The organism is Streptomyces sp. DT2A-34 (genome assembly GCF_030499515.1).
GTDB lineage: Bacteria > Actinomycetota > Actinomycetes > Streptomycetales > Streptomycetaceae > Streptomyces.
In genome coordinates, this window is sequence record NZ_JASTWJ010000001.1 from 4,654,614 (window position 1) to 4,668,371 (window position 13,758).

General features: G+C 72.0%; 12 protein-coding genes. 2 read left to right on the forward strand and 10 right to left on the reverse strand.

Going from position 1 to position 13,758, the window contains the following annotated elements; genetic code table 11:
* Positions 1-174: 174 nt before the first annotated feature.
* Positions 175-777 (forward strand): TetR/AcrR family transcriptional regulator, encoded by a 603-nt coding sequence (locus QQM39_RS20440; protein ID WP_301998609.1) that lies wholly within the window; start codon positions 175-177, stop codon positions 775-777.
* Here the strand turns inward: QQM39_RS20440 and kynU are convergent.
* The 10 genes from kynU to QQM39_RS20490 form a co-directional block, all read right to left on the reverse strand.
* Positions 774-2,072, reverse strand: coding sequence for a kynureninase (gene kynU / locus QQM39_RS20445; protein ID WP_301998610.1), 1,299 nt, complete (start codon positions 2,070-2,072; stop codon positions 774-776). The genes QQM39_RS20440 and kynU overlap by 4 nt on opposite strands.
* On the reverse strand, positions 2,065-2,904 hold the full coding sequence (locus QQM39_RS20450; RefSeq protein WP_301998611.1) for a tryptophan 2,3-dioxygenase family protein: 840 nt from the start codon (positions 2,902-2,904) through the stop codon (positions 2,065-2,067). Before QQM39_RS20450 ends, kynU begins: the two co-directional genes overlap by 8 nt.
* Before the next feature lie 159 nt (positions 2,905-3,063).
* The gene (locus tag QQM39_RS20455) at positions 3,064-3,477 is read right to left on the reverse strand and encodes a DUF3151 domain-containing protein (RefSeq protein ID WP_301998612.1); all 414 of its coding nucleotides are present in this window, start codon (positions 3,475-3,477) and stop codon (positions 3,064-3,066) included.
* A gap of 288 nt (positions 3,478-3,765) precedes the next feature.
* Positions 3,766-5,247: an MFS transporter gene (locus tag QQM39_RS20460; RefSeq protein ID WP_301998613.1), complete on the reverse strand. Its 1,482-nt coding sequence runs from the start codon at positions 5,245-5,247 to the stop codon at positions 3,766-3,768.
* A 76-nt stretch (positions 5,248-5,323) separates the two neighbouring features.
* On the reverse strand, positions 5,324-6,346 hold the full coding sequence (fbaA, locus tag QQM39_RS20465) for a class II fructose-bisphosphate aldolase (protein WP_301998614.1): 1,023 nt from the start codon (positions 6,344-6,346) through the stop codon (positions 5,324-5,326).
* Between the two features lie 184 nt (positions 6,347-6,530).
* On the reverse strand, positions 6,531-7,079 hold the full coding sequence (pyrE, locus tag QQM39_RS20470; protein WP_301998615.1) for an orotate phosphoribosyltransferase: 549 nt from the start codon (positions 7,077-7,079) through the stop codon (positions 6,531-6,533).
* Positions 7,080-7,089: 10 nt separating this feature from the next.
* Positions 7,090-7,887 (reverse strand): aldose 1-epimerase, encoded by a 798-nt coding sequence (locus tag QQM39_RS20475; protein ID WP_301998617.1) that lies wholly within the window; start codon positions 7,885-7,887, stop codon positions 7,090-7,092.
* Positions 7,888-8,510: 623 nt separating this feature from the next.
* Positions 8,511-9,383, reverse strand: coding sequence for an SRPBCC domain-containing protein (locus QQM39_RS20480; protein WP_301998619.1), 873 nt, complete (start codon positions 9,381-9,383; stop codon positions 8,511-8,513).
* A gap of 114 nt (positions 9,384-9,497) precedes the next feature.
* Positions 9,498-11,141 carry a polyamine aminopropyltransferase gene (locus QQM39_RS20485; RefSeq protein ID WP_301998621.1) on the reverse strand — a complete coding sequence of 548 codons (1,644 nt, stop codon included), beginning with the start codon at positions 11,139-11,141 and terminating at the stop codon, positions 9,498-9,500.
* An 80-nt stretch (positions 11,142-11,221) separates the two neighbouring features.
* Positions 11,222-11,779: a DUF2617 family protein gene (locus tag QQM39_RS20490; RefSeq protein ID WP_301998622.1), complete on the reverse strand. Its 558-nt coding sequence runs from the start codon at positions 11,777-11,779 to the stop codon at positions 11,222-11,224.
* 766 nt (positions 11,780-12,545) lie between these two features.
* Here QQM39_RS20490 and QQM39_RS20495 point away from each other — a divergent pair.
* On the forward strand, positions 12,546-13,736 hold the full coding sequence (locus QQM39_RS20495) for a pyridoxal phosphate-dependent aminotransferase (RefSeq protein WP_301998623.1): 1,191 nt from the start codon (positions 12,546-12,548) through the stop codon (positions 13,734-13,736).
* The last annotated feature ends 22 nt before the right edge of the window (positions 13,737-13,758 follow it).

Sequence of the window (13,758 nt, forward strand, 5' to 3'; positions counted from 1 at the left end):
CGGACCAGGTGGGAATTCGGCGCGCTGGCGGGGACGGTATCAGGCTGGTGACGTGCGCCAACACAGGGATGTCACGCTCGGTGAGGATTAAACGGTTCTGTCGTTTCGTTACGCTGACCTCGCGAACCGCGGCGCAGCTCGCACCGCAGCCCGTACGTGACCAAGGAGGCCGATATGTCCGCCGAACCCGGCACCGTACGTCCCGGAGGGCGTACCGCGCGTGTCCGTGCGGCCGTCCTGCGGGCGGCCGGAGAGGTGCTCGCGGAGCAGGGTTTCGACGGCCTCGACCTCGCGGACGTCGCCCGGCGCGCCGAGGTGGGCAAGACGACGGTGTACCGCCGGTGGGGTTCGGTGACGGGCCTGGTGGCCGACCTGCTCGCCGACATGGCCGAACAGTCGCTGCCGCGCGAGGAGACCGGGTCCGTGCTCGGGGACCTGCGGGCCAACGCCGAGCTGGTGCGGCGGACGTTGGCGGACGCCCGGCAGGGCGCCCTGTTCCGCGCCGTCATCGCCGCGGCGACCTGCGACGAACGTACGGCGCAGGCGCTGCGGCGGTTCTACGAGGTGCGGGTCGCGGAGTGGGCGCCGTGCGTGGAACAGGGCGTCGCCAGAGGGGAGTTGCCCGCCGGGACCGACGCCGAGGCGGTCGTACGGGCGGTGTCGGCGCCCTTGTACTACGAGTTGCTGACGACCGGGGTGGTCCCCGACGCCCCCGCCGCGGAGCGCGCCGCGCGGGCCGCGCATGCGGCTGCCGTGGCGGGGGTGTACGTCGGTTAGCGCGGCGGACCCTCGGCCGCCCCCTCCGGCGACCCTTCCCCCAGCGCCTGCCCCGGCACCTCCGCCAGCACCTTCCCCAGCACCCGTGCCGCCCGCTCCACGTCCGCGAACCCGACGTACAGCGGCGTGAAACCGAAGCGCAGCACGTCCGGGTGGCGGAAGTCGCCGACCACGCCCCGTTCGATGAGCGCTTTCATGACCTCCCCGGCGCCCTCGCAGCGCAGCGCCACCTGGCTGCCGCGCTCCGCGTGCGCCACCGGAGTCACCGACTCCACGCGCCCCTCCCCCGCATACGCCCCGACGCACTCCAGGAAGAAGTCGGTCAACGCGAGGGACTTGGCGCGCACCGCCTCGATCGACACGCCCTCCCAAACCTCCAGCGCGGCCTCCAGGGCCAGCATGGAGAGGATGTCCGGCGTGCCGACGCGACCGCGCAGTGCGCCCGCCGCCGGTGCGAAGTCGACGCGCATGCCGAAGGGCTCGGCGTGCGAGTTCCAGCCGGGGAGCGGGGAGTCGAAGCGGTCCTGCAGGTCACTGCGCACGTACAGGTACGCCGGCGAACCCGGCCCGCCGTTCAGGTACTTGTACGTGCAGCCGACCGCCAGGTCGACCCCGTGCTCGTCCAGCCCCACGGGCAGCGCGCCCGCGCTGTGGCAGAGGTCCCAGACGACGTACGCCCCCGCCGCGTGCACGGCGGCCGTGAGTGCGGGAAGGTCGTGCAGGCGGCCGGTGCGGTAGTCGACGTGGTTCAGCAGGACGGCGGCCGTACGGTCGCCCAGCGCACCCGGCACCTCCGCGGGCGTCACGGGCCGCAGCGCACACCCCGTCATCCGCGCCGCCGACTCGGCGATGTACCCGTCCGTGGGGAAGGTCGTCGCGTCGACCAGGATCTCGTCCCGGCCCGCCCCGCCGACAGCGGAGTTCGCCATCCGCACGGCGGCGACAACCGCCTTGAAAACATTGACACTTGTCGAGTCGCCGACCACGATCTGGCCGGGCGCCGCGCCGACCAGGGGAGCGATCCGGTCGCCGATCCGCTCGGGAGCGGTCCACCAGCCGCTCTCGTCCCAGGAGCGGATACGCAGCTCGCCCCACTGCCGCCGTACGACGTCCTCGACCCGCCCCGGGACGTTCGCCGGGAGGGCGCCCAGGGAGTTGCCGTCGAGGTAGACGCCCGCGGCGTCAGCCGCATGATCGGACACGGTATCCAGTACGAACTGCTTGCGGGCGGCGGCCAGTTCGTCGGCCGCGTCCAGCACCCCCGCCCTGGCGGCGAGTTCCGCGAGCTCAGACATGAGACCTCGCCGTCCACAGCTCCGGGAACACGTTCTTCTGCGCCCGCTTCTCCAGCCAGGCCACCCCGGCCGAACCGCCCGTGCCGGTCTTGGCGCCCATCGCGCGCCGGGTGGCGACGAGGTGGTCGTTGCGCCAGCGCCACACCAGTTCGGCGACATCGGTCAACGCCTCGCCGAGGCGGGCGAGTTCGGCGTTCTGGTCACCGGAGTAGATCTCGGTCCAGACGGCCTCCACCGCGTCCGACGGCTCGTACCGCCGCGACACGTCGCGCTTCAGCACGCTCTCGGGGATCGCGCAGCCGCGCCGGGCGAGGAAGCGCAGCACCTCGTCGTACAGGCTCGGCTCGTGCAGCGCCTTCTCCAGTTCCGCGTGGACGCGCGGGGCGCCGCGGTGCGGGACCAGCATGGACGCGGACTTCTCGGCGAGCAGGAACTCCATGCGCCGGTACATCGCCGACTGGAAGCCGGAGCCCTCGCCGAGGGCGCTGCGGTACGCGTTGAACTGGGCCGGCGTGAGCTGGCCGAGCGGCTTCCAGGAGGCGTTCAGGGCCTCCAGTTCCCGTACGGAACGCTTCAGCGCGTCGATCGCCACCGGCACGCGGTCCTCGCGGAGGGCGTTCGCCGCCGTCTCCCACTCGTGGACGATGACCGTGAACCACAGCTCCATCACCTGGGTCGTGACCAGGAAGACCATCTCTCCGGGGTCGTCGGAGAGGGTGTGCTGGAGGTGGGTGAGAACGTCCGCCTGTACGTAGTCCTCGTACGGCGTGGTGCCTGCGAAGTCGAGATGCGGAGTCGAGGGCTCTTCAGCCTCGTGAGCCTCGTGGGACATCGCTGTCTCCTGTGGTAACTCCGGGTAGCGGTCCGCCCCTGCCGTTATCGACACGGGGGCCCCGGTCCCCGCCGGGCATCTTCTTCGATGGTCCGCCGAAAAGGCAAGGCCCGCCTGATCACACAGGCGGGCCCGACAGAACGCTTCGGCGTCCGGCGACTAACCCAGGGTCTGGGCCGCCGTCGGCGAGGAGTCCTTCAGGAACTGCGTGCAGCGCTCGTGCTCCTCCTGCTCGCCGATCGATCCGGCGGCGCGGGCGAGGGCGTGCAGGGCACGCAGGAAGCCGCGGTTCGGCTCGTGCTCCCAGGGGACGGGGCCGTGGCCCTTCCATCCGTTACGGCGCAGGGAGTCCAGGCCGCGGTGGTAGCCCGTACGGGCATAGGCGTACGACTCCACGACGCTGCCCCGCTCGAACGCGTCGTCGGCCAGCTGTGCCCAGGCCAGCGAGGACATCGGGTACTTCGCGGCGACGTCCGCGGGCGCGGTGCCACCGGCGAGCAGCTCACGCGGCTCGGGGTCATCGGGGAGGTGGGTCGGGGGCGGTCCCCCGAGGAGGTTCTCGTGAATCGTCATGGGTTCCAGTCTGAGGCATTGGGGGCGCCGACCACGGCCATCCCCTCTCGACGCCGGCCCAGGCGACCCCAGCCCGTCCGGCGTTCGAGGACGAGGCCGCACCCACCCGCAGGGGCCTTCACCTCTCGAGGCCGGCCCGCGTCATTCAGCCCGTCCGGCGTTTGAGGACGAGGCCCGTTCAGGGCCGAAGCGGGGGTCTGGGGGCCGCAGGCCCCCAGGGACCGGGGTCGAAGGGGCAGCGCCCCTTGAGGATGGGACAGGTAGGGGCGGCGGGGGCGAAACCCAGCTCTAGGAATCCCCGCCCCCAGGCGCCCTCCCCCGCACCGGCCGCCCCTCCAACGGCGGCGCCACAACCCCGCCGTGGGTGCGGCACTCGGGGCGGGTGCAGTCCGGGGGCAGACGGCGTACGGTCGCGAAGCCGAGGACCGCTCCCGCCGCCAGCACGCCCGCGCACAGGGACATCGCCCGCCCGAAGGCGTCGTCGAAGGCCGCGGGCGAGCGGTACGCCTCCTGGCCCATCCCGGTCAGCAGAGGCAGCGCGGCCACGGCGACGAGACCGGCCGCGCGGGCCGCCGCGTTGTTGATGCCGCTGGCCAGGCCCGCCCGTGCGACGTCCACGGAGGCGAGGACGGTGGCGGTCAGCGGGGCGACCAGCGTGACCAGGCCGAAGCCGAGGACGAGCACGGCCGGCAGTACGTCGGCGACGTACGAGGCGTCCGGCCCGACGCGCAGCATCAGCAGCATGCCGGCCGCACACAGCAGGGGCCCGACGGTGAGCGGAATGCGCGGCCCGATCCGGTCGGCCAGGGCGCCGGAGCGGGCGGAGAGCAGCAGCATCAGCACGGTCGTCGGCAGCAGTGCCGTACCGGCGCCGAGGGCCGAGTAACCGGCGACGACCTGGAGCTGGATCACGGCGAGGAAGAAGAAGCCGCCGAGGGCCGCGTACACGCACAGGGTGACGAGGTTGACCGCGCTGAACTGGCGGGACGCGAAGATGTCGAGCGGCATCATCGGGTCGCGGCGCCGCTTCTCGACGACCACGAAGGCGATGCCGGCGGCCACCCCGGCGACCGCGCACACGGCGACGACGACCGAACCCCCACGGGCCTCGATCAGCGCGTACGTCACCAGGGCGAGGGACAGCGCACCGAGCGCCGCGCCGAGCACGTCGAAGCGCCCGTGCTTGCGGCCGTCCCCCGACTCGGGCACATGCCGCAGCGCCACCGGCACACACAGCAGGGCCAGCGGAACGTTGAGCAGGAACACCCACCGCCACCCCGGCCCGTCCACCAGCCACCCGCCCAGGAACGGCCCGACCGCCGCGCCGACGCCCCCGAACCCCGACCACAGGCCCACCGCCCGCCCCCGGTCGTCGGGATGGAAGGACGCCTGGATGAGCGCGAGCGAACCCGGCGTGAGGAGCGCCCCGCCGACGCCCTGCAACGCCCTGGCGGCGATGAGCACCCCGGCGTTCGGGGCGATCCCGCACAGCAGCGAGGCCACCGCGAACCACACGACCCCGACGACGAAGATCTTGCGGCGCCCGTACCGGTCCCCCAGGGAACCGCCGAGCAGGATCAGCCCGGCCAGCGTGAGCATGTACGCGTTGACGGTCCACTGGAGTGCCGCGAGGTCGGCGTCGAGGTCGCGGCCGATGCGCGGGAGGGCGACGTTGACGACGGTCGAGTCCAGCATGGCCATGCTGGAGCCGAGGACCGTGGTGAGCAGGATCCACTTGCCCTGCGGAGAGGCCAGCCGGACATCGGGCATGCCCCCAGGTATACAGCGAGCCCGGCGCCGTGGGCAGGCGCCGGGCTCGGAAGCTCCCTGAGAGATACCCGGAGAACTACTTGATCTTCGTACCCGTGGAGCGCAGGTTCGAGCAGGCCTCCGTCACGCGCGCGGCCATGCTCGCCTCGGCGAGCTTGCCCCAGGTGCGCGGGTCGTAGGTCTTCTTCGAACCGACCTCGCCGTCGACCTTGAGGACACCGTCGTAGTTCTTGAACATGTGGTCGGCGACCGGACGCGTGAAGGCGTACTGCGTGTCGGTGTCGATGTTCATCTTGACGACGCCGTTGTCCAGCGCGGTCGCGATCTCCTCGGCGGAGGAGCCGGAGCCGCCGTGGAAGACGAAGTCGAACGGGGACGCCTTGCCGTACTTGGCGGCGACGCCCTCGTTCAGCTCCTTGAGCAGCTCGGGGCGGAGCACGACGTTGCCCGGCTTGTACACGCCGTGGACGTTGCCGAAGGAAGCGGCGAGCAGGTAGCGCCCCTTCTCACCGAGACCGAGGGCCTCGACCGTACGAACGGCGTCGTCGACCGTCGTGTAGAGGGAGTCGTTGATCTCGTGCGAGACGCCGTCCTCCTCGCCACCGGTCGGGGTGATCTCGACCTCAAGGATGATCTTGGCGGCGCGGGCGCGCTCCAGCAGCTCCTGCGCGATGGACAGGTTGTCGGCGAGGGTCTCGGCCGAGCCGTCCCACATGTGCGACTGGAACAGCGGGTTCTCACCGCGCGCGACCCGCTCCTCCGACACCGCGAGCAGCGGCCGTACGTACCCGTCGAGCTTGTCCTTCGGGCAGTGGTCCGTGTGCAGGGCGACGGTGATGTCGTACTTCTTGGCGACGATGTGCGCGAACTCGGCCAGGGCGACGGCGCCGGTGACCATGTCCTTGTTGTGCTGACCGCCCAGGAACTCGGCGCCACCCGTCGAGATCTGGATGATGCCGTCGCTCTCCGCCTCCGCGAAGCCGCGCAGGGCCGCGTGCAGGGTCTGGGTCGACGTCACGTTGATGGCCGGGTAGGCGAACTTGCCTGCCTTCGCCCGGTCGAGCATCTCGTTGTAGACCTCGGGGGTTGCGATGGGCATCTGTCCGCTCCTTGGAGTGTGCGGGTTGACGTACTGCGTACGTAACTGCGTACGGCGTTTCTTCTTACGGCCCTGACCTAGACCTTGGGGGGTTGCGACGTCGTCGTCGGCCCCATCTTTCCAGACGAACCGGGATGGTCCGAGCGTCTGTCATCAGCCGACACGGACGCCCGTCGGACCTCGGTCAGTCGAGCCCGAGTTCGTCCTTGGAGTAGGCGAAGAGGTACGGCACCCCGGCACCCTCCTGGATCTTCTCGGCGGCGCCGGTGGCCCGGTCGACGATGGTCGCGACGCCGGCGACCTCGGCGCCCGCCTCACGCACGGCCTCGACGGCGGTGAGCGGCGAACCGCCCGTGGTGGAGGTGTCCTCGACGACGAGAACCCGCCGCCCCGCGATGTCGGGCCCCTCGACCCGCCGCTGCAGCCCGTGCGCCTTGGCGGCCTTCCGTACGACGAATGCGTCCAGCCGCTTCCCGCGCGCGGCGGCGGCGTGCAGCATCGCGGCGGCGACGGGGTCGGCGCCCATGGTGAGCCCGCCGACCGCGTCGAACTCCAGCTCCGCGGTCAGATCGAGCAGCACCTGCCCGACGAGCGGGGCCGCCTCCCCGTCGAGGGTGATACGCCGAAGATCGACGTAGTAATCAGCCTCCAGCCCCGACGACAGGGTCACCTTGCCGTGCACCACGGCCTTGTCCTTGATCTGCTGCAGCAGCTCGCCACGTACGTCAGTCATGCCGCCCAGCTTAGAGGCGCCGCCAGCTCCAGACGGTCGTGGCTTCGAGCGGCTCCAGAGGCGTGACCAGACGAGGCATGCTGTTGAGCCCGTTGGGCGGCCCGGTCTGCGGCTCGACACACACAGCGGCCTCCTGCTCGTCGTAGACGACGACCCACTCCTCCCGACTGCTCACCTTCAGCTCCAACTGCCCCGGCCAGGTGAGCGTGACGTCGACACCGTCCGGCATCCCGAAGCAGTCGTCCCAGGGCCCGGGCTTCGGCTCGATCCGGTTCCCGGTGGGAAGGTGATCGTCCCCGCGCTCCTCCTGCCAGGCCGGGCTGAAGTCGAGCCGCACATCCTGCGCCCCCTCCCCGCCGAGGTTCCGGTTGAACCAGGGATGCCAGCCGATCTGCGCCGGGAAGGACGTCTCGTACGTCTCGACGGACATGGTGAGGCTGAGGCTGTCCGGGGTGAGCGCGACGACCTGCGTGACGCGGCCGGCGTACGGCCACGGCTCGACCAGGTCGTACGTGATGACCGCCTCGCCGTCGGCGACCCGGGCGACGCGCCAGGCGCCGTCCCGTACGGTGCCGTGGATGGCGTTCGGCGGGGCGTTGAGCGGCATCTGCCGCACCACGGCCCCGTCCAGGAACCGCCCGTCCCGGATCCGCCCGCACCAGGGAACCATCGGGAAACACCCGAACCGCTCCCCCTGCCGCAACACCTCACTCCCCCCGACCCGCAGCCCCCCGACCCGCCCGCCGTTCCCCGGCAGCACGTCCACCTCCGCGTCACCCGCGGTCAGCGTGATGTGTTCGTTACTCACGGGACGACCCTACTGGGGTGATCAAGGCGGCATGAAGAGTCCACGTCCGCCTCTCGACGCCGACCGTGCATCTCAGCCCGTCCGCAGCGGGCCTCCCCTCTTGAGGCCGGCCCGCATCACCCAGCCCATCCAACGTTCAAGCACGAGGCCGCTCCGCCCCCAGCCCCCACCCACCCGTAGGGGGCTGCGCCCCTCAATGCCGGCCCAGGCATTGCAGCCCGTCCGGCGTTCGAGCACGAGGCCGCGCCATCCCTAGCCCCCACCCACCCGTAGAGGCCTTGACCTCTCAGCGCCGGCCCAGGCATTGCAGCCCGTCCGGCGTTCGAGCACGAGGCCGCGCCATCCCTAGCCCCCACCCACCCGTAGAGGCCTTGACCTCTCAGCGCCGGCCCAGGCATTTCAGCCCGTCCGGCGTTCGAGCACGAGGCCGCGCCATCCCTAGCCCCCACCCACCCGTAGAGGCCTTGACCTCTCAGCGCCGGCCCAGGCATTTCAGCCCGTCCGGCGTTTGAGGACGAGGCCCGTTCAGGGCCGAAGCGGGGTCTGGGGCGGCAGCCCCAGCGGGGTCGAAGGGGCGGAGCCCCTGGGGATGGGACGGGTAGGGGCGGCGGGGGCGAAAACCCTCAGCGCCGTCGCCGCAGCATCCGCCCCACCACGATCGCCGACGCCACCACCACGGCCGCCGCCGGAGCCGCCCACCGCAACGCAGAACTCGGCGCAACGGTCTGCGGCGCCGGAACCGGCGCATAACGCCCCCGCGGCGGAGCATGGTCCACTTCCTCCGCACTACGCCCGATCATCGTCCGCCGAGCATGAGCCGCCTCAGCGACGGCAGGCTCACCAGCATCGGCATCGGCACCGGCACCGGCGTCCGCGGGTTCGCTCACTTCAGCCCCCGGTTCAGGCGCCGCAGGCTCAGGCGCCGCAGCGTCATCCGCATCCGGCGTCGTCTCGAAGTCACTGGTGACCCGCGTTTCGAACTCCCCAGGAGCCAAGGTCTCCAGGGTCTCCCCACTCTCCCCGGTGTCCCCGGCGTCCCCCGCCTCGTCCTCCCCCACCGCCGACGACGTCTCCCCCGCCACCACCCCGAGCTGCTCCCCGAACCGGCTCAGCAACCGAGCCACGGCCGACCCGACCGCCTCCGCCGAGAACTCCGCGACCCGCCCGTCCGCCGAAGCGGCCCCCTCGAACGTCACGGCGGAGCCCCCGTCGGCCTCCCGGACCCGCACCGTCAACGAGAGCTTCACGGAACCACTGCCCCGCGCCTCGGTCGCGTCGCCCTCCACGGCGTACGAACCGTCCTCGCGCTCGGACACCCGCACAGCACCCCGGTACGTGATGGTGTGACCGCCGACGCGCACTTTCAGCCGCCCGGCGACCGGCTCGGCACCGGCGTCCTGTTGGAGCCCGGGGACCGCCCGGGCAACCCGTACGGGATCGGCCAGCACCTCCCTGAGCCGCTCGGCCGCAACCGGAACGAACACCTCATGCTCCATGGTGAGCGAGCCTACCCAGCATGGCGCGAAGCGCACCCGCACATCCGAGGATTCTCACCGGACACGGACCCGCCGGGCGTATCCTCCGCCCCCGCCCCAGCCCCCCCGGCCCCCTCAGTACCGCGGATGCACCAACGTCGACACCCCCAGCCCCCCGACCCGAGTCCCCTCCGCCACCCCCGCGTCCGCCACCAGCCCCTCCTGCGTCAACGTCCCCAACCGCGGCGCCCCCTTCCCCTCCCGGAGCCGCAGCGCCGGCCGCTCTCCCCGCCCCGCGAGGATGAACCCCCAGTCGTGCGGTGCCCCCGTAGGGCCTGCCGAGCGGTCGGGGCCCGGGGCGAAACGGGAGTCGCGGCCCCGGACGCAGTACGGGGCCGTGCGCAGGCCCGCCGCGCGGAGTGTGGTGTCGACGGTCCAGAAGCTGCGGGGGCGGGAGGAGACCGGGCCGGCGTGGACGGCGAGGCGTCCGCGCGGGGTCAGGGCGCGGCGGGCGAGGCCGTAGAACTCCTGTGAGTACAGCTTGGTGCTGGCGGTGATGCCGGGGTCGGGCAGGTCCGAGATGACGACGTCGTACGTCGCCGGCGGCACCGCCCGCAGCCGGCGGAAGGCGTCGCCCGTCATGACGTGGACGCGGGGGTCGTCGTAGGCATGGCTGTTCAGCTTCGACAGGGGCGGGTCCCGGCGCGCCAGCCGCACCACCGCGGCGTCGGCCTCGACCACGTCGACCCGCCGCACGCCGGGGTGGCGCAGCACCTCGCGCGCCGCCAGCCCGTCGCCGCCGCCGAGGATCAGTACGCGCGTGTGGTCGCCGCTCATCGCGGGGTGGACCAGCGCCTCGTGGTAGCGGCGTTCGTCGCGGCCGCTGACCCTCAGGCGGCCGTCGAGGAAGAGGTCGAGGGGGCGGCCGTGGGTGCCGCCGGTGATGACGACCTCCTGGACGTCCGTCTGGAGCGCGACGCGTACGTCCCGCCCGTACACCGCGTGCCGGGCCGCCCGTTCGAAGTCGTCGACGAGGACAGCGGCCGAGGCGAGGACGCCGAGCACCGTGACGTTGGCGATCACCAGCAGCCAGCGGGCGCGGCGGCTCAGGTCCTCCCGGAACAGGCCGAGTACCAGCGCGCCGCCCGCGACGGCGTTGACGGCGCCGGTGATGAGGGTCGCGGTCAACTGGCCCAGCAGGGGCAGGAGAAGGAAGGGGAAGGCGAGGCCGCCGACGAGGGCGCCGACGTAGTCCGCGGCGAACAGGTCGGCCACCGCGCCGCCGGCGTCCTGGCGCCGGATGCGCTGGATCAGCTCCATCAGCAGCGGCACTTCGGCGCCGATCAGCAGGCCGATGGTGAGGGAGAAGGCGACGAGGAGGCAGCGGGGACCGTTGGCCCACATGCCGCCCCAGTCGCCGGTCCAGGCGAAGACGGCGTACAGGGCGAGCGCGCTGCAGCCGCCGACGAGGGCGAGCACGGCCTCGACGGCCCCGAACCCGGCCGCGGCGAGCGGGCGCAGGCGTTTGGCGACGAGGGAGCCGATGCCCATCGCGAAGACCATGACGGACAGCACGACGGAGGCCTGGGTGACCGAGTCGCCGATCAAGTACGAGGCGAGGGCGACGAGTTCCAGTTCGTATACGAGTCCGCAGGCGGCGCAGACGAAGACGCCCGCGAGGACCAGGAACCGGCCCGTGCCCGGCCGGACCGGGAGCCGCGCGCGGCCGCCCCGGGGCGGCGCTGTGCCGGGTGGGGCGGGTGCGTGCGGCTCGATCACGTTGCCGACGGTACGTTACGCCTGCGGCACGCTGGGTCACCCACACGTGTGTTGTTGACGCGGGGGACGTTTGCGTCGCCTCACACGCCGGACGGGCTGAGATCGCCTCCCCGGCGCCGGGAAGTGCCCGGCACCACCCGCACCCCCACCCGCGTCCGGGTGGCCACCAACTGCCCGTCCTGCGGATACGCGTGCCATGTCCGCCAGTGCATCTGTCCCTCCTGACGCTGGGCCAGCATCGCCGTGAAGGCGTGCGGACTGCCGGGGAACACGCCGGCGAGGCCGTGCGGGTGGTCGGCCACCAGGGCCAGCAACTCCTGTGCGCGGCCCGCGAACTGACCGGGTGACAGCACTTCCACCCGGGCCGCGAACTCGTACTCCCAGTCGCCCACCCGCTTGGCCACCCCGAGCGGAAGCGGCGTGCTGCTGCCCGGCATGCATGCCACGGTCTCCGAGCAGATGCCCCGCTCCTCCTGCAGGAGTACCTGGTGGGACGCCCCGAGCAGTCTCAACTCAAGCTTCGCGCCGGTCAGTTCGAGGTCGAGTGTGGCCAGTGCGGGCAGCGGCTCCCGCCCCAGGGCCCAGGCGAGGTCGGCCGCGCGCGTGTCGGTATAGGCGGTGTTCAGGGTCGTGAGCATGGATGGGCTCCGCTAGCACGCAAAGAAAGGGAGGTATCGGTCTCCGGCGCACCCCCGGCCGACACCGGGAGGTCGGCCGGGTCAGCCCAGTCGGCCGGTCAGAAGGGGTGTCCGCGGGACGTCCGAGGGGCTGCGTTGGTGAATTTCACTGAATCATGAACGGTGGCGCCGTCACAGCGTTTTTACCCAAGTTCGTAGGGTTTCCATCCCTCAGAGGGCTTATCAGCTCAACTGTTCAACTCCGGCGTACGCCGGGCGCACCTGTCCGCCGCCGAAAGCCGTACGAAAAACAGCAAAGCGGGGCCGGTCCAGGCACCGGCCCCGCTCCTTCCGGATGCGGTTCCCTCGGAGAGCTCAGCTGCCCCGTGTCAGCTGCCTCCGCCACCACATCCGCCCCCACCCCCTCCTCCGCCGCAGGACGACCCGCCTCCGCAGGACGAGCCGCCCCCGCAGGACGAGCCACCGCTGCTTCCCCCGCCGGCCCACCAGCCGCCGCTTCCGCTGCCGTGCGAGCCGCTCCGACGGCTGTGCGTGCGGTGCGCCGAACCTCCGCCGGCGCGTGCCATGGCCACGACGATCACCACGAACAGCAATGCGACCAGCGCCCCGATGAAAACTGTGATCACGGCGTCAGCCTCCTTCCGTTCCCCCGAAGCGGACCGAGGCGTCCCCCCGTGGGCGCCTCCCGCTCGGTGCGTGGAAGTCAGATGCCCGGCCGTCTCACGGCCCAAAGCAGAGTTGAGCAAGTCCAGAGCTTGGGCGCAGGATGACCGGCATGACCTCCACCTACCGCCCCCTGCTCAACCGCCGTCTCGCCGAGTTCGGGACGACGATCTTCGCCGAGATGTCCGCACTGGCCCTGCGCACCGGGTCCATCAACCTGGGCCAGGGCTTCCCCGACACCGACGGCCCCGAGGAGGTCCGCGAGGCGGCCGTACGGGCCCTGCGGGACGGGCGCGGCAACCAGTACCCGCCGGGCCCGGGCGTCCCCGAGCTGCGCACCGCGATCGCCGCGCACCAGGAGCGGCGCTACGGGCTGTCGTACGACCCCGACACGGAGGTCCTGGTCACCGCGGGCGCCACCGAGGCCATCGCGGCCACGCTGCTCGCGCTGCTGGAGCCCGGCGACGAGGTGGTCGCCTTCGAGCCGTACTACGACTCCTACGCGGCCTGCATCGCCATGGCGGGCGGCACGCGGGTGCCGGTCACCCTGCGTCCGAGCGAGGGAAGCTTCCGGCTCGACCTGGACGAGCTGCGCGCCGCCGTCACCGACCGCACCCGGCTGCTGCTGATCAACACCCCGCACAACCCCACCGGCACGGTCCTCACCCGCGAGGAGCTGGCCGCGATCGCCGAGCTGGCCGTCGAGCGGGACCTGCTCGTGGTGACCGACGAGGTGTACGAGCACCTGGTCTTCGACGACGCCGAGCACCTGCCGCTGGCCGCCTTCCCGGGGATGCGGGAGCGGACGGTGACCATCGGGTCGGCGGGCAAGACGTTCTCCTTCACCGGCTGGAAGGTCGGCTGGGTGACCGCGGCGTCCGGCCTGGTCACGGCCGTGCGGTCAGCGAAGCAGTTCCTGACCTACGTCTCGTCGGGGCCGTTCCAGTACGCGGTCGCCGAGGCCCTCGCCCTGCCCGACAGCTACTTCGCGGCCTTCCGCGAGGACATGCTGGCCAAGCGGAACCTGCTGGCGACGGGGCTGACGGAGGCGGGGTTCGAGGTCTTCAAGCCCGCCGGCACCTACTTCATCACCACCGACATCCGGCCCCTCGGCGAGAGCGACGGCTTCGCCTTCTGCCGCGCGCTGCCGGAGCGGGCCGGGGTGGTCGCCATTCCCAACGCGGTCTTCTACGACCACCGGGAGGCGGGGGCGCCGTTCGTGCGGTTCGCGTTCTGCAAGCAGACGGGGGTGCTGGAGGAGGCGGTGCGGCGGCTCAAGGCCCTGGCGGGCTGACGCCCGGGGCGGCGTCGCGGGC

Excerpts from the sequence above, each read along its gene's own strand:
- QQM39_RS20440 (WP_301998609.1), top strand. The coding sequence starts at position 175 with ATGTCCGCCGAACCCGGCACCGTACGTCCCGGAGGGCGTACCGCGCGT.
- kynU (WP_301998610.1), bottom strand. The coding sequence starts at position 2,072 with ATGTCTGAGCTCGCGGAACTCGCCGCCAGGGCGGGGGTGCTGGACGCG.
- QQM39_RS20450 (WP_301998611.1), bottom strand. The coding sequence starts at position 2,904 with ATGTCCCACGAGGCTCACGAGGCTGAAGAGCCCTCGACTCCGCATCTC.
- QQM39_RS20455 (WP_301998612.1), bottom strand. The coding sequence starts at position 3,477 with ATGACGATTCACGAGAACCTCCTCGGGGGACCGCCCCCGACCCACCTC.
- QQM39_RS20460 (WP_301998613.1), bottom strand. The coding sequence starts at position 5,247 with ATGCCCGATGTCCGGCTGGCCTCTCCGCAGGGCAAGTGGATCCTGCTC.
- fbaA (WP_301998614.1), bottom strand. The coding sequence starts at position 6,346 with ATGCCCATCGCAACCCCCGAGGTCTACAACGAGATGCTCGACCGGGCG.
- pyrE (WP_301998615.1), bottom strand. The coding sequence starts at position 7,079 with ATGACTGACGTACGTGGCGAGCTGCTGCAGCAGATCAAGGACAAGGCC.
- QQM39_RS20480 (WP_301998619.1), bottom strand. The coding sequence starts at position 9,383 with ATGGAGCATGAGGTGTTCGTTCCGGTTGCGGCCGAGCGGCTCAGGGAG.
- QQM39_RS20490 (WP_301998622.1), bottom strand. The coding sequence starts at position 11,779 with ATGCTCACGACCCTGAACACCGCCTATACCGACACGCGCGCGGCCGAC.
- QQM39_RS20495 (WP_301998623.1), top strand. The coding sequence starts at position 12,546 with ATGACCGGCATGACCTCCACCTACCGCCCCCTGCTCAACCGCCGTCTC.